General features: G+C 44.3%; 14 protein-coding genes. 6 read left to right on the top strand and 8 right to left on the bottom strand.

Features of this window, described 5'->3' with window-relative positions; genetic code table 11:
• The first annotated feature begins 20 nt into the window (after nucleotides 1–20).
• On the top strand, nucleotides 21–2,204 hold the full coding sequence (locus tag DW896_RS11325; RefSeq protein WP_119993268.1) for a DUF3857 domain-containing protein: 2,184 nt from the start codon (nucleotides 21–23) through the stop codon (nucleotides 2,202–2,204).
• Here the strand turns inward: DW896_RS11325 and DW896_RS21475 are convergent.
• Both DW896_RS21475 and rbr read right to left on the bottom strand, forming a co-directional pair.
• Nucleotides 2,201–2,341, bottom strand: coding sequence for a hypothetical protein (locus DW896_RS21475; RefSeq protein ID WP_155270091.1), 141 nt, complete (start codon nucleotides 2,339–2,341; stop codon nucleotides 2,201–2,203). The genes DW896_RS11325 and DW896_RS21475 overlap by 4 nt on opposite strands.
• Before the next feature lie 156 nt (nucleotides 2,342–2,497).
• Nucleotides 2,498–3,076, bottom strand: a complete 579-nt coding sequence (gene rbr / locus DW896_RS11320; protein ID WP_005825226.1) for a rubrerythrin — start codon at nucleotides 3,074–3,076, stop codon at nucleotides 2,498–2,500.
• 321 nt (nucleotides 3,077–3,397) lie between these two features.
• Here rbr and DW896_RS11315 point away from each other — a divergent pair, with 321 nt between their 5' ends.
• Both DW896_RS11315 and DW896_RS11310 read left to right on the top strand, forming a co-directional pair.
• On the top strand, nucleotides 3,398–5,080 hold the full coding sequence (locus tag DW896_RS11315) for a SulP family inorganic anion transporter (protein WP_119993266.1): 1,683 nt from the start codon (nucleotides 3,398–3,400) through the stop codon (nucleotides 5,078–5,080).
• 7 nt (nucleotides 5,081–5,087) lie between these two features.
• A complete protein-coding gene (locus DW896_RS11310) occupies nucleotides 5,088–5,927 on the top strand; it encodes a DNA/RNA non-specific endonuclease (protein WP_119993264.1) in 840 nt (279 codons plus the stop codon).
• A 5-nt stretch (nucleotides 5,928–5,932) separates the two neighbouring features.
• On the opposite strand, the gene DW896_RS11305 is transcribed toward DW896_RS11310, so the two are convergent.
• The 3 genes from DW896_RS11305 to DW896_RS11295 all read right to left on the bottom strand — a co-directional run bounded on the left by DW896_RS11305 (nucleotide 5,933) and on the right by DW896_RS11295 (nucleotide 9,424).
• Entirely contained in the window at nucleotides 5,933–6,442 is a 510-nt protein-coding gene (locus tag DW896_RS11305) for a flavin reductase family protein (RefSeq protein WP_009037517.1), read from the bottom strand.
• Between the two features lie 10 nt (nucleotides 6,443–6,452).
• Entirely contained in the window at nucleotides 6,453–7,226 is a 774-nt protein-coding gene (locus DW896_RS11300) for a radical SAM protein (protein WP_009037516.1), read from the bottom strand.
• Nucleotides 7,227–7,378: 152 nt separating this feature from the next.
• Nucleotides 7,379–9,424, bottom strand: a complete 2,046-nt coding sequence (locus DW896_RS11295; protein WP_117652793.1) for a helix-hairpin-helix domain-containing protein — start codon at nucleotides 9,422–9,424, stop codon at nucleotides 7,379–7,381.
• A 97-nt stretch (nucleotides 9,425–9,521) separates the two neighbouring features.
• Here DW896_RS11295 and DW896_RS11290 point away from each other — a divergent pair, with 97 nt between their 5' ends.
• Nucleotides 9,522–10,154, top strand: a complete 633-nt coding sequence (locus tag DW896_RS11290; RefSeq protein WP_005833968.1) for a DUF4294 domain-containing protein — start codon at nucleotides 9,522–9,524, stop codon at nucleotides 10,152–10,154.
• Here the strand turns inward: DW896_RS11290 and DW896_RS11285 are convergent.
• On the bottom strand, nucleotides 10,149–10,889 hold the full coding sequence (locus tag DW896_RS11285) for a DUF5131 family protein (protein WP_044468589.1): 741 nt from the start codon (nucleotides 10,887–10,889) through the stop codon (nucleotides 10,149–10,151). The two genes, DW896_RS11290 and DW896_RS11285, sit on opposite strands and share 6 nt — an antisense overlap.
• A 129-nt stretch (nucleotides 10,890–11,018) precedes the next feature.
• Nucleotides 11,019–11,981: a YitT family protein gene (locus DW896_RS11280; protein WP_005825206.1), complete on the bottom strand. Its 963-nt coding sequence runs from the start codon at nucleotides 11,979–11,981 to the stop codon at nucleotides 11,019–11,021.
• 354 nt (nucleotides 11,982–12,335) lie between these two features.
• Here DW896_RS11280 and DW896_RS11275 point away from each other — a divergent pair, with 354 nt between their 5' ends.
• Nucleotides 12,336–13,571 (top strand): site-specific integrase, encoded by a 1,236-nt coding sequence (locus DW896_RS11275; protein WP_002561011.1) that lies wholly within the window; start codon nucleotides 12,336–12,338, stop codon nucleotides 13,569–13,571.
• Between the two features lie 12 nt (nucleotides 13,572–13,583).
• On the top strand, nucleotides 13,584–13,946 hold the full coding sequence (locus tag DW896_RS11270) for a hypothetical protein (RefSeq protein WP_002561010.1): 363 nt from the start codon (nucleotides 13,584–13,586) through the stop codon (nucleotides 13,944–13,946).
• Between the two features lie 102 nt (nucleotides 13,947–14,048).
• On the opposite strand, the gene DW896_RS11265 is transcribed toward DW896_RS11270, so the two are convergent.
• Nucleotides 14,049–16,172: a DEAD/DEAH box helicase gene (locus DW896_RS11265; RefSeq protein ID WP_004355287.1), complete on the bottom strand. Its 2,124-nt coding sequence runs from the start codon at nucleotides 16,170–16,172 to the stop codon at nucleotides 14,049–14,051.
• Between the last annotated feature and the right edge of the window lie 224 nt (nucleotides 16,173–16,396).

Genomic DNA, 16,396 nt, shown 5'->3' with positions numbered 1-16,396 from the left:
GAACATAAAACGCCATCACCATGAAAACAACACGTTCTTTCCTACTGCTGCTGATGTTACTTGCCACTTCGGGACTAAATGCCCAAAAGGAAGAAGACAAATATGCTGCGCTCGTAAGCGAAGTGCGCAATGAAGTATGGTCGCTGAACCTGCCCGACTTTAAAAATATGACTGTACCCGAGAAATACAGAAACGAACCCGCCGTTATCCTTGCCGCACACAGCCGTCTGGAGGTAACCCGGAAAACCAAGTTGGACTGGTGGGGAATGGGATTGACCAAACAACAGATAACCTGCCGCAGCATCTACCGCCAAATGGTATACATCAACAGCCAAAGGGCACTGGAAGAGATGTCACAGTTCAGCTTCCTTTCCCAGGAAAAAGAACGCTACACCCGCAATGAACAACAGCGTATACTGGGTGTGCGCATCATCAAACCGGACGGAACAATTCAGGAAACAGCCCCGCAGGAGTACATGGAAACCGATGAAGGCAGCCACCCACGTAGCCACAACATCCAAGAGAAATGGAACAAGCTGGCCGTACCCGGACTGGAAATCGGAGACATCATCGACTTGTTCTTCGTACGATACACCATACTGAACAACCAGAACCCCGAACCTTTCGGTTTTTACTTTATGGACAGCTATCCTCTGCTTGCCTATTCCGTCCATTGCGAGATAGACCCCAAGCTGAGCACTTTCTACCGTTGCCTGAACGGAGCAAGGGACTTCGACCATAGCACCGATACCGAAGGAAACCATATCCTCGACTTGCATACCGGAGACTCCGGACGTGTCATTCCCGACTTCTGGTACAACAGTGCCCGGCAAACGCCCATGATTCTGATGTACATCTACAACAGCAAGACACCCTATGCCTGGATGCCACCCAGCGCCCGCAAGCCGGGACTATATGCCAACCCCAATCCAAAACTGATGACAGATGACACACGTGCCTCCATGAAGGCTCCCGGCACCAACTGGTCCGGTCTGCGCAGCGGACGGAAAGGCGAAATATCCAAAGCCCTCAAAGCCCGTCAAGCCGAAGGATGGAGCGATAAGAAACTGATGGACTATCTCTACCAATACTGCTATTACCGGTATATGGAAAACGGTGCAGACTATACTCCCGCCAGTTTCATCCTGCTGATGCACGAACTTCTGGAAAAAGCAGGTATTCCCCACCGGACAGGAATCACGACCAAAGATACCCGGGAGCCTCTGGACCAGCTCATCAACTACAGCAATACCACTTGGTTTATCTATCTGGAATCCAACGGAAAATGCTATACTCCACCGGCCTGCTATGCTGTTCCCGGTGAAGTGCCTGCCAGCCTGCAAGGCGAAGAAGCCATACTGGAAGACAACACATGCCTTACCCTTCCCTCCACCACCCCCCAAGACAACCGGGATATGGCTACCATAAACGCTTCTATAAGCGGCACCACTCTCCACATCAGCCGCCGGGAAGAGATGAGCGGTGCACTGAAAGAACACTTCCAACCCTACCTCATTATGGACGAGGACCTTTACAACTCCGTTCGTCGCCAACTGGGTATTACAGCCACCATCTACGACGAAACCAAAGAAAAATTCCATGCCGACCTGCGCGAAAGTTACCGCCGTGAACGGGAGCAGGAGAAAGAGCGTTACCGTAATGAAATCATCGGTTATCATGGCTCGGAAGAAGGACTGGAAACACTCCTCGGCTACCAGCTTTTCAGCATCGGAAACCGGGCAGACAGTGCGGCACTTGCCTATCAAGTGGACTATGTACTGGACGGATACGTAAAGAAAGCGGGTACAAACTTTGTTCTCTCCGTAGGTCGGTTGATAGGGTCACAGCCAGAGCTGAAAGGCGAACAACGCCTGCGCAAGGAGGACATTTATTGGGAGATGCCCCGTTGTTACCAATGGGACATCACAGTCAATCTGCCGGAAGGTTATCGAATTTCTCCCGAAGGCCTGGAAAGACTGAACGTAAAAGTAGAAAACGACTGCGGTGCTTTCATTGTCCAAGCCACCACTGAAGACGGAACATTAAGAATAAAAGCCGAAAAACGCATCAACCACAAGACGGAACCGGTAGCCAACTGGGAGAAACTGCTTGAAATAACCGATGCTGCCAACAGTTATGAAGCACTTTCAATAGTGTTCCAAGCAACCATTAATCCCCCTACATCTCCAACAACCGGCTATTAATCCTTCTCTGCCCGCTGCAGCATCGCCATACACAGCTTGCTGTCGTACTGTACAGCCACTGCAAAACGACTGCATACTTTTTGCAGCGTCACTGCATACCGGTTTGCAGCAGCACTGCAATTGATTTGCAACAGCACTGCAACAGTTTTGCAGTCGCACTGCAATTTGTTTGCAGTGACGCTGCAGCAAATGTGCAGCAATTACAAGCTATATGACTGTCACAGCAAACAAAAAGCCCCGCAGAGCTTGCTTTCGCTCTGCGGGACTTTGTTCTCTCTATGAGGAAATTATCATCAATAGTTTGACTTCTTTACTTCGAAGTAAGCCTGCGGATGCAAGCAAGCCGGGCATACCTGAGGAGCTTCCTTACCGGTGTAGATGAAACCACAGTTGCGGCACTGCCATACCACTTCGCCTTCCTTGGCAAATACGCTGGCAGTCTCTATATTCTGGATAAAAGCGCGATAACGTTCTTCGTGTCCCTTTTCGGCAATGGCGATGTTACGGTACATAAGAGCGATTTCGGGGAAACCTTCTTCGTCTGCAATATCAGCAAACTTAGGATAATCCAATGACCATTCTTCGTGTTCGCCGGCAGCAGCTTCCTGAAGATTTTCCAGGGTAGTGCCGATAACACCTGCAGGATAAGAAGCGGTGATTTCCACCATACCGCCTTCCAGCCACTTGAACATACGTTTAGCGTGTTCCTTTTCCTGGTCAGCCGTTTCTGTGAAAATAGCGGCGATTTGTTCGTAACCTTCTTTCTTGGCTACACTTGCAAAATAAGTGTAACGCATTCTTGCTTGTGATTCACCAGCGAATGAAGTCAGCAGATTCTTCTCAGTCTGAGTTCCTTTAACACTTTTAGCCATAGTCTCTTTTTTTATTAGTTAATATAATTACGTATAAATGTCGTTCGTACTGTTTATAAACAACACAAAATTACGAATTTAGTTTGGAATAATCACACCTCTGCCCCATCGGATTTATTTATCGTCTTATAGAAAGAATCTATCTTCACCGATAACCCGAAGAGGTATTTCAGACATAATTAATAGCACATATCTGATAAGGAAAACAAAATACATCACAGTTGTGTTCACTAATATCCATTATTTTATCTACTTTTGCAGGCAATTTGCAATATATACATTACATTCTGTATAAAAAAACGTATAAAAAAGTAGATTATAATGAAAGCGTTCGGATTCAGACCAAAGCTATACACGGCTTTAAAAAATTACTCTAAAGAACTGTTCATGGCAGACCTGATGGCAGGTATCATTGTAGGTATCGTTGCCCTCCCGCTTGCCATTGCATTCGGTATCGCCTCCGGCGTATCACCGGAGAAAGGTATCATTACGGCTATCATAGCCGGTTTCATCATCTCCCTGATGGGTGGGAGCAAGGTACAGATTGGAGGACCGACCGGTGCGTTCATCGTCATTATCTATGGCATCATCCAGCAATACGGTGAATCGGGGCTTATTGTCGCCACACTGATGGCAGGCGTACTGCTCATCCTGCTGGGAGTTTTCAAGCTGGGAGCTGTCATTAAGTTTATCCCCTATCCCATCATCGTAGGTTTTACAAGCGGTATTGCCGTCACCATCTTCACTACGCAGATTGCCGACATTTTCGGGCTGACGTTCGGAGGAGAGAAAGTTCCGGGAGACTTTGTAGGAAAATGGATGATTTATTTCCGACATTTCGATACCGTAAACTGGTGGAACACGATTGTAAGTATTGTCAGCATCTTCATCATTGCCATTACACCGCGGTTCTCGAAGAAGATTCCGGGGTCACTTATTGCCATCATCGTGGTGACAGTGGCAGTCTGGCTGATGAAAGTATATGGAGGCATTGATTGTATCGATACCATCGGCGACCGTTTCAGCATCCGTGCCGAACTGCCGGATGCCGTGATGCCTACCCTGGATTGGGAAGCGATAAAGAACTTGTTCCCCGTAGCCATTACAATCGCTGTACTGGGTGCCATCGAATCTTTGCTGTCTGCCACCGTGGCCGATGGTGTGATAGGCGACAAACACGATTCCAACACGGAACTGATAGCACAAGGTGTTGCCAACATGGCTACCCCGCTGTTTGGCGGTATCCCTGCCACCGGAGCCATCGCGCGTACCATGGCAAACATCAACAACGGAGGAAAAACTCCCGTAGCAGGCATGGTGCATGCAGTGGTATTGCTGCTTATCCTACTGTTCCTCATGCCGCTGGCACAGTATATCCCAATGGCTTGCCTGGCGGGTGTACTGGTCATAGTATCCTATAACATGAGTGGTTGGCGTACGTTCAAGGCATTATTGAAGAATCCTAAATCGGATGTCACGGTACTGCTGATTACTTTCTTCCTGACCGTCATCTTCGACCTGACTATTGCCATTGAAGTAGGTCTGGTGATTGCCTGCGTGCTGTTTATGCGCCGCGTCATGGAGACTACCGAAATATCCGTCATCAAAGATGAAATAGACCCGAATGCAGAATCGGACATTGCAAGCAATGACGAGCACCTGATAATCCCCGAGGATGTGGAAGTATATGAAATAAACGGTCCTTACTTCTTCGGCATCGCCACCAAATTCGAAGAAATCATGGCGCGGCTGGGCGACCGCCCCAAAGTGCGCATCATCCGCATGCGTAAAGTTCCGTTCATCGATTCTACCGGTATCCACAACTTGACAAGCCTTTGTGAGATGTCCCAAAAGGAAAAAATAATCATTGTGCTCTCCGGTGTCAATGAAAAGGTACATAAGGTACTGGAAAAATCGGGCTTCTATGAGCTGTTGGGCGAAGAAAATATCTGTCCGAACATAAATGTGGCACTGGAAAGGGCCAAAATGATTATCCAACACTAATCCCGGCATGGCACGAAAAAAAAAGAAACAATCGCAAGGCGTCTATTATCTTATATTGTTTATATGTGCGGTCTGCCTTGCCTATGAACCCGTTGCAAAGATACTTTCGGATGCCAGGCAAAAGAGTTCTACGCCTGCCAAAATAGAACTCACGGCAGGCACACGCCTTGAAATACCGGCAAAGCTGAAGAACGTCTCCGAACAGATTCTCCAGCGGAAAGGCTACACAGTATCCTACAACAAAGATTTAAAGATACCCAACTGGGTAGCCTGGGAACTCATTCCCGAAAAACTGGTGGAGCGTGAAAGCCGTACAGACAAGTTCCTGCCCGACCCCGACCTGCCTGAGCACGAGGCAGTAACCACCGATGACTACAAAGGAGCCGGCATGGACCGCGGACATATGTGTCCGACCGGTGACAACCGCTGGCACTGGAAAGCCATGCAAGAGAGCTTCTACATGACAAACATTTGCCCGCAGAACCACAATCTAAACCGTGGCGACTGGAAAGAACTGGAAGAGTCATGCCGCCGTTGGGCACAAGAAGAAGGCAAGATATGCATTGTATGCGGTCCTATTCTCTATGACCAACGTCACCGTACCATTGGTAAGAAGCACAAAATTACAGTGCCCGAAGCATTCTTCAAGGTCGTTCTGTGTGCAGACAGCAATCCCCCCAAAGCCATCGGCTTCATTTATAAGAATGCATCAGGCAATCATCCATTGGACAGCTACGTCAATACAGTGGACGAAGTGGAACGTATTACAGGTATCGACTTCTTCCCCGCCCTTCCGGATGAAATAGAAGAGAAGGTGGAAGCCGAATATGACTTGAAATTGTGGTAAAGGAGCTATTCCTTTACCCAGGCATCTACAATCTCGGCTACATAAACCCGGTGCAATCCACCGTGGTCACCGCCATACCAACGCTCGTAGACGGAATGGTCGAGAAAGAGTTCTTCTTTCATATCGGTAATGAAAAGCTTGCGGCACTCCAATCCCAGGCGGTCCTGCTCAAAGAGAATGTTTCCCCGCTCGGTAACGATAGGATTCAGACCAGTTTCCTTTACCTTATCCACTTCCCTACCCGATTTACTGCCACAAAGGTTGTAAATGCTCCGGTTTTCCTTTCCTAAAAAAGAAAGGGTGAAATATTCGTTCTCCTCCATAAACTCATACGTATAGCGCTCGGAACGAATAAAGACAAACACCACCGGCTTGTTCCAAAGCCAGCCAATACCTCCCCAACTGGCAGTCATGGTGTTGAAATGTTCTTTACTGCCTGCCGTAACCAGCATCCACTCTTTGCCTATCACTTCGAAGAAGTTCTCGCTTAAATCTTTAATTGCTATTGATTTCATAAGTATATTATTAATAAGAAACACTTACCGGTATACCCGTTTCACGTATCCGTTCTGCAATGCGATCCAGTTCCTCATGAGTGGCCTTCTGCAAATCATGGTCGGGCGTTTCACGGTCGATGGTATAAATCATCACTTGGCGGGGAGCAATCTCCTTGACAGCTTCCAGCCAGGGAAGAACAAATTTATCGGATGTATTATCCATATCTTGTCCTTTATAACTTCCTTTGAGAAACATGGTCTGGATAATGCAGTTCCCTTTGAACGCTTTCATCCCTTCTATAATCTCCCGGATGGAGTAATGTCCGGTAGGACGGTCAAGTACACGGACATACTCTTCATCCACCGTATCCAGTTTAAGGATGTTGTTGTCAATCTTGTTCAAAGCTTCGAATACGGCAGGACGATGAATAAAGGTAGAATTGCTCAGTACGCTCACCTTTGCATTCGGAAAATACTTGTCGCGCAAGGCAAGTGTATCTTCTATGATTTCGGGGAAACGGGGATGTGCCGTCGGTTCTCCATTACCGGCAAAAGTCAGTACATCCGGTGTAGGTCCGTTTTGCTGCATGTCCCGCAGGCGGGCTTCAAGGGCCGAACGGACTTCTTCGCGCGTAGGCAACGGCTGTTTGGGACGATGGTCGGCATTGAAGCCACATTCACAGTAAATACAGTCGAAGGTGCATACTTTGCCGTCTGCCGGCAATAAATTTATTCCCAAAGATACTCCCAGACGGCGGGAATGAACGGGACCGAATATGGGGGATGGATAAATGACAGTCATACTATTTACTATTTGACGATTTACTATTTACTATTTACTATTTACTATTTAATACTCCGAGTATCTACTAATCTTAGCACTCCAGAGTTCATCCTTGGATTATCATACGGACAAAGATAAAGAAAGAAATAAAAAAGCTATCAATCATTCCTCTAAAACTTGATACGCAGTTGCATCTGCAAGTCCGCTTTCCTATTTCCCGGTATCTCATCATTGCCCGAACCAATCGTCTCCCTATCCTGATAAACCGTCTGTCCGAATTTGGCAAGAAACATGAAGTTCTTACTCAAATCATATCGCAGATGAGCGGAGTAACGGAACCCTTTGCCATAGAAGGAAGGGGTATAGAAAGTATATAACAATCCACACTCGGAGGCGTAAACACGCGAATCGTAATCGTCCGTATGAAACCAGGTTCCCTGCACGGAAACTGACAGAGGGAAGGGGAAAGTGTACGAGCAAAATTGAGTACACTGATAACCTTGCCGTCTATCAAAGCGATACCCTTCCCCATCCTGCTGACGGAAGTGGTTATAATCTATTGTAGTACGAAAGATATATCTTCCCGGCATATAGGTCAGCCGATAACGGAGTTTATGGTGATAGATAGGTTCGATAACTGCACCGCTTGTACCCGTCACGTCTCTTTCTTTCTGTTTGTACCGATAATTAAAATACATCGAAAGGCTCTTTCGAGGAGTATAAGTAACCTGAAACATGGCATCCACTCCCTTTGAGGGCTTACTTATACGGTATTTCCACCAAGGAAAAGAAAACACATCCAGTGAAGTGAAAAACTTCCACCGGGCGAAAGGTGTGGCCTCTGCTGCCAGATACCATCCGTTCTCATTCTGCGGCATACTGCTTTCGCCAAAGGAACGCCCAAACAAAGTCCAATAATCATATGAATAATACCGGTGAACAAGTAGCAGATGATAATCGGAAGAAAGATTATACTTCAGCCGGTTCAGCAACGCATAGCCTTTACTGCCGGTTGCCGCTTCCCCCACCCAGACAAAACGGCCCAGACGATACCTATAATCCATGCCCACATTATAGAAATCACTTCCATGAAGATTGTACTTTGCATACTTGTTCAACCGAGGCTTGTAAGGATGGTTGAAAAAATAGTAAATCCCCGTCACTCCCACCTTCAGAGAGTTCTTTTCATAGGTCATGTTTCCACCTATCACCTGCAAGGCAAAGGCATTCATTTTATCTGCCTCCTTCTGCGTGCGATGCAATCCCGTCTTGTAAATGGAAGTTATCTCGCCATCCTCCACCACACCGTCCATGGAGCGATGCGAATAGAAAGCCGAAATATCCAAGTAAGGCAATACTCCCACCGTTGCCGCCACTCCCCGGAAATAATTGTACTCATCGGTAGAACTATGCTTACGGATGCCTCCGGTACGATATTCTGTTGTAGACATAGAGAATGTTTTTCCTAAACGAAAATCCGTACTAAGTACCAGTCCCTGCCCGAAGCTCAGACGGTAATTGCCCAATGCCAAAGCCTTCAGCCGCCCCAGATTCTTTATCAGAAAATAGAAAGAATAGTAATCATAGCCTTTTCTGTTGTGCAGGGCAAAGAAGGGTTCTCCGGCATCCTTCTCTCCCGTCACGCCTATTTGGAGATAATCTCCATAATGAAAATTATAGCGCAAAGAATGGTAAAGGGAAGGTCCCAGGTAATTCTTCTCATATCCTTTACGGATATAGAACGGTACATCCAAACGTGCCAATGTTTCGTGTTTCCCGTATTTCAGTATAGATTTTAAAGCAGGATACCCCCTACCCGCTTTCACTGCCCGCACACAGACAAAGGGCAGCAGTAGGTCGATGGTACGTTTATCCATCTCCTCCACCAGTTGCAATTCATAAATGGTCTGCATCTGTCCATGTATATAGACATAAGCCAGAAGATTCTCTATCTGTATATCCGTAAGAAAAGGAAACTGCTCCAATTGCCGTTTAGTGGCGGCATTGAGGTTGACAGGCTCTTGCAGACGTCGGGACAACTCCTCCAATTCATCTTCCCAACCGTATTCTTCCTCATTCCCGATGGAGAGTTGTTCCAAATTTTCTTCCAAAAGAAGTAAAGGCTGTTCTTTCTGAAGGCCGGATATATTTTGAGCTTCAAGCATAGGAGTCATTGACAGCATACTTACAAAAACTCCTATCTTGAGTAATTCCATTAATAGTAGGTCACTTTCATGTTTTGGGAAGCGAAGTTACCTTAAATAAGTTAATTGAGCAAGGAAAAATCAACATGATGCAACAACATTACACAGAATGGTGTACTTTTGCAACATGAACGCAAGGCTTAACATAGTAATACTCATCATGTTTCTTTCTCTCGGAAGCCTGAAATGCTTTGCACAGCAGCAACCACAGTCTGCTGCGCAAAAGAGTGTCTATCTTACTCCCATGTGCGTTTACGAAGGAGATACCATCCCTTATGTCAAGCTCCCCACTGTCTACATCTTCAAGCCGCTTAAATTCAAGAACAAGCGCGACATGAACAAGTACTACAAACTCATTCGTGACGTAAAGAAGGTACTTCCCATCTCCAAGGAGATTAACCGTGCCATCATTGAAACCTACGAATACATGATGACCCTGCCCACCGAGAAAGCCCGCCAGAAACACATGAAAGCAGTAGAGAAAAGCTTGAAGGAGCAATACACTCCCCGCATGAAGAAACTTACCTTTGCCCAAGGCAAACTGTTAATAAAACTGGTAGACCGACAGACCAACTCCACCGGATATGAACTGGTAAAAGCTTTTATGGGCCCTTTCAAAGCCGGTTTCTACCAGACTTTTGCCGCACTCTTCGGCGCCAGTCTAAAAAAACAATACGACCCTATGGGAGACGATGCATTGACCGAACGGGTGATATTGATGGTAGAAAGCGGACAATTATAAACTGATGTTTATTCCCGCCTTGCGTGCCTGCGAATGTTGAAATTGGCGTTTCACATTATATGTCTTTCCGTCTTTGACGAACTTAGAACCGGTCTGCTTGAACCAGAAGTCCACTTTATTTTCCACACAAATTCTGCGAAGGTCCATCACCCATTCAAAATCACAAGGGCGGGCTTCGTAACCGGATTCTCCCCCTGCAACTATCTGTTCAATCCATTCGCCAACAGCATAAGTACTTAAATCTATCCTTTCCAGCAGCGGTTCACAGATTATTATCTTATGCTTTATGGGAGCTCTCCTATAGATGGGCAAGCGATAATCGGCGCAAGCCTGGTTTTCAACCGTACAACAAATGGTTACATTATCATATCCGTCTCCCCAATCATCGGGCAGACAGTCAGAAAAACGGTCTATACGCTTGGTAATCATCATAAAATGCAGGTCACTGCGACAACGAATCATCTCCCATGCTTCGGCCCGCCATTTGTCAGCATCTTCCACAAAGAAATCGGAAGTAAAGCAGGTGTAGACAAATGTTCCAGGTGGTATCTTGAATTCTCCGTTACGCTTTTTACGCAAAGGCAGGTCAAAGTTTTTTGTCCGCACCACCACCGAACTGTCCACCTCTCGCCGGGCATCACCACGATAAACATAACAATGCTTACAACCTGCACTCAATTTATGGCAACCATGCCATAAGTTCCACATCATCGACTTCGCAACAATACCGTTCATTCAAACAAAAAACTTATCGTTAACACCATGTTGAAAACTATGTTAGCAACACAAATAATTAGTTATTAAATAATTGATATTAAGCTATATATTCAGTTAATAACAGAATGAACAATTGTTTATTACTACTTATTCGGGTTGTACCTCTCCTGCCATCGGAAGCTCTTTCCAACCTTCACCAAATGCATCATAAGCATCGGTAACCACTACAAAAGCCTTTGGGTCTACTTCCCTTATCTTCTGCTTGATACCTACCACTTCCTTGTAACTCACCACAAGAAACAGCATTTCCTTGTCTACATTGGTATAAAGACCACTACTTTTGATGCAAGTGGCTGTACGGTCCAAATCTTTAAGAATATAGTCGTGCAAAGCGGTAAGGCGCATATCACTGATGACAAACAGTATCTTGTCATTCTTCTCCCCATTTATCACATAGGCCAATACCCTCGAAGTGACAAAAATAGCTATCAGTGAATAGAAAGACAAATGCCACGAAGGTTGTGTAGCATCATCCGGATTTCCGATACCGAAACCGATAACCAATAGGCCGAATCCCACCACAATGCCATCTACCAGCAGTATCGCCTTTGAAAAACGTATATGGCAATATTTCTGCAATATCATCGCCACAATATCCGTACCTCCTGTAGTAGCCCGGCTACGCACTACAATACCACAGCCTATACCGATAACCACCGCACCAATCACAGAAGTCAGCATCAAATGGTCGGACATATTCAGACTGCCACCCAGCAACTGTGTAGGGTCCAACTGATGGAGCGCTTCTTCAGAAGGATAGGAGAGGAGAGACAGCACATTCATGGCAAGCGGAGTGAATAGTGCCGCCACGATAGTACGTGCTCCCAATTTTGCTCCCAGTACCAGCACGGAAATGATAAGCAAAGGAATATCAAACATATAACCGAAAGTACCTACCTGAATAGAAGGGAACAGATTATGAAGCACAATACTGGCTCCATACACCCCGCCAGGAACAAGATTATAAGGATTGATAAAGTAAACAAAACCTGCTGCCAGAATAGTACAACCTACAAAAATGCCTATCCATGAAGATATTATCTTTTTCATATCGATATGATTTATATATATTCAGCAAAGTTACTACAAAAAAGTGAAATGCGGAAAGATATAGTGATAGAATTGAGTTACAAGGGTTTTAGTTAAAGTGGCGATAATTCGTGAAGCCATTACAATCCTTGCCGAAGCCAAATCTTGACGCCGCAACGTTACTTGTTCGTAACCATGTCCGAAAATGCGACAAACGGGTACGAATGGCGAAACAAGACACTATGTTATAGTGAGTTACCCACAACTCACGTAACAAATACGGTTACGGAAAAAAGATTGCGCCGTTCCTCCCCGTTTTGCGTACCGACACCGGACTCTTCACCAACTAATTTTGAAATCCAAAAATTAAGAACGATGAAGAGTACATTTTCAGTAATCTACTACCTCAAGCGTCAGGTAGTGAAAAAGGACGGGACGGTTCCCGTCATGGGACGCATCACGGTGGACGGCAGCCAGACGCAGTTCAGTTGCAAGTTGAGTGTCGATCCGAAGCTGTGGGACACCAAAGGGGGACGTGTCACGGGCAGAAGCGCGGCGGCACTCGAAACGAACCGTATGCTTGACAAGATGCGGGTGCGCATCAACAGACACTATCAGGAAATCATGGAGCGTGACAACTTCGTCACGGCGGAGAAGGTAAAGAACGCCTTTCTCGGACTGGAACACCGCTACCACACGCTGATGCAGGTGTTCCGTCGGCACAACGAGAACTATGAGAAACAGGTGGAAGCAGGCATGAAAGCAAAAGGTACACTGGAAAAGTACCGTGTCGTTTACAAGCACCTGCAAGAGTTCCTCGACATCCGCTACCATGTGAAGGACATCGCCCTAAAAGAGCTTACTCCCGCTTTCATCTCCGACTTCGAGATGTTCCTGCGCACGGACAAGCACTGCTGCACCAATACCGTGTGGCTGTACGTCTGCCCGCTACGGACAATGGTGTTCATAGCCATCAACAACGAGTGGCTGACACGCGACCCGTTCCGCGAGTATGAAATCAAGAAGGAGGAAACGACACGCAGTTTCCTGACCAAAGACGAAATACGCCTGCTGATGGAGGGGAAACTGAAAAACGCCAAACAGGAACTGTACCGCGACCTCTACCTGTTCTGTGCGTTCACCGGATTGTCGTTCGCGGATATGCGCAACCTCACGGAAGAGAATATCCGTACCTATTTCGACGAACACGAGTGGATAAACATCAACCGCAAGAAAACGGGCGTGGTGTCCAACATCCGCCTGCTTGACATCGCCAACCGCATAATCGGCAAATACCGTGGGCTATGCGAGAACGGCAGGATATTCCCCGTTCCGCATTATAACACGTGCCTTGCCGGTATCCGTGCCGTCGCCAAGCGTTGCGGCATCACCAAGCATATCACGTGGCATCAAAGCCGCCACACGGCAGCCACGACAGTTTTCCTTTCCAACGGCGTACCCATCGAAACGGTCAGCTCCATGCTTGGACACAAGAGCATAAAGACGACGCAGATTTACGCGAAGATAACCAAAGAAAAACTCAATCAGGATATGGAAAACCTTGCCGCAAGGTTAAACAACGTCGAGGAATTTGCAGGTTGCACCATCTAAAAAAGAGGAGCCATGAAACGTGACATAATCATCATAGAGGACAAGGCGGTCAGCGTAACCGGTAACGATGTGTGGATGACCGCCACCGAAATAGCCGGACTGTTCCATACGACCGTCCCGGCAGTGAACGCCGTCATCAAAGCCGTCCGCAAGTCTGACGTGCTGAACGACTACAAGGTGTGCCGCTACATGCAGCTTGAAAACGGGCTGTACGCGGACGTGTACGCGCCTGAAATCATTATTCTGATTGCTTTTCGGCTGAACACCTACAACACCTACCTGTTCCGCATGTGGCTGGTAGGAAAGGTTCTCTCACAAGAGAAGCGGCAAACATACGTGATGTTTATACAGAACGGAAAAACTGCGTACTGTTGAAGATATCAAATGAAAATTATACGAAAGAATTTCTATATGGATCCTTATCTAAATAGCCATATCATATCTCAAAAAATATAGAGGTAATAATATGGCTATTATTTAATTCTTTTGATTTGTCGTTATGCAACGAATTCCGTTCATAAAATGTTTTAATATATATTTGTCAAATGAATGGAGATTAGGTATTTTTTGTTCAAGGTATTCAATTCCTATCGTGTTAAATTCCTGTATAACGATTGTAATCTCTTTAGAATCGTCTTCAAGATTTATAAGACCTGCATTTTGTATCTTTTTACTAATCATCCTCGGTAATCCGTATTCTTCAAGTTGAAATACAATTTTAGGTAAAAAGGCATTTGATGCTTTATATACAAAATTGGCGATATTTGAGGAATTAGGATAAAGTTCTTGACGTATAATATTAATTACCGCAATAATAGATGAGAGATTAAAGGATACATATCTTTCAAATGTAAATATATCCTCATATGTAATACCATAATCTTTTACTGTGTTATATAGCTCTTTTATAGTCATTTTCCATCCATTACTACATGCACATGCATAATACCGTAAATGTCCTTTTCGATGATATTCCAAAATTTCTATGATATCTCCTAAAGCATCCCTCCATTCCCATGTATTATTGTTTTGTAAAGCATCGCAATTTGTTGGCCAATTGGAATCAGTTTTCAATTTTTCCGCAATTATCTTTAACATTGATGGTTTACAACTTCTGATTTGTGGTATTCTTTCAATTCTATGCCAAATATCCGTTCCAAGAAGTTCTATCATTTCATCTTGATATCGTTGAATTTTTACATATTGTTCATTATTCAATTTTATACCGGGGTCATTTCCATCAAGTTTTTTTACTACATCATCAGGAAACTCTAATCTCAATTTAGTATTTTCTTGACTTGGTGGCTCTTCAAGCATATAGACACGACCTACAAAATAACGAAACATTCTGCCTGCGCGTCCAATGATGTTGCGAAAGGTAAAATAATCAATCTTATGAGCCCCGTTCTTATTTGACCATAAAACGACACTCTCTGCTTGAGTATTTACTCCTTCAATTATAGACGAGGTCGATACCAAATAATCTAACCCATTCTGTTCTTCAAATAGTTTTATTTGAATTTGACTAAGAGAACGATGTAGCTGACCATTATGAATACCAATACCATGTTTGACTAAATCTTTAAGAATATACTTTTCTCCATAATTGCATTCCAGCCAATCAGAAAAATTAGCAAGCAGTTCAGAGTCTTTATTATATAAATTTCTGTTAAGAATTGTTGTTACTTCTTCAATTCCCTTATATGTGCCGGTATATATCAAAGCTTTACCTATACCTGTATTTATTAATTCAATAAGTTTACGTGTCTTAAAACTCTGTTTATCTTCATTCTTTGGTCTGCTTTTATATAACCGCCATGCATGCGTTACAACGGTCTTAAAATCCATACGCAGAAATGTCATCCCTTCAGTGAATACATTTTCTTCTATTTCATGGATATTTGGGGCAAGATAATATCTTTGTTTAGCTTTCTTTCCGAGTTCTACCATTGAACTGAGTAAAGTGGAGCTTCTTTCAAGATCAAAATTTGTACTTGCCTTATAAAACTCATCAACGATTAGAATATCAATTGAAGGAAGTTTATCTATATAGGCAAAAGCTCTTTCTTGCGGAAATACCAATATGTTTTTCTCCGCAAGTTCTACATCTGTTGTTGTAATTATTTTATATTGATGAGAGAATTTTCGGCAAATTCGTCTTCTTGTTTCATCTGCAAGAGCAACCGTAGGTACTAATATTACAACATTAATTGGTTGTTTAATCGCAATAAATGCATCAATAACAAAACTTTTACCAAAACTTGTAGGAGCACTCACCGCAACGCTTTTCCCTTCTAATAACTTCTTTAATACCTGTGATTGAGCAGTATGTAAGACACAAGGTTTTCTTTCTCCAATATTAACTTTAAAAACTTCACATACAAACCGATCTTCCCAAGATGCAGTATATGTATCAATATACGGTAAAAGCCCCACTTCACGAATAAGATGGTTGACTAATTCCATATATGAATTATTGTTAGTACCATTAATCTCATGAAGTAATGTAATTACTTTGGATCTTGCATTACTTATATCACCAGCATTTAGAACATTACTTATATCTAAACATGTATTATATATATCATTCGTCTGCATCATTTTTGAGATTTTTTGCTTGTGAAATAAACCAGTTTACTATTTTTGTTTTATCAGGAACAGGAAAAAGAATCAAATGAAAGTTTATTTCCGAATACTTATGAACAGAACTAAGCTTGTTGATCTGCTTCTTAAAAAACGAATGAGCACGATCTCTATGAAAAGAAATAATACTATTTTTACAATACTCTGTTAATTCTTATGTAATCGATTGAAAATGAGAGAGT

The organism is Bacteroides sp. AM41-16, assembly GCF_003603495.1.
GTDB classification, from domain to species: domain Bacteria; phylum Bacteroidota; class Bacteroidia; order Bacteroidales; family Bacteroidaceae; genus Bacteroides; species Bacteroides uniformis.
The sequence above is the reverse complement of the archived record's forward strand: the minus strand, read 5'-3'. Positions and strand labels throughout refer to the sequence as shown.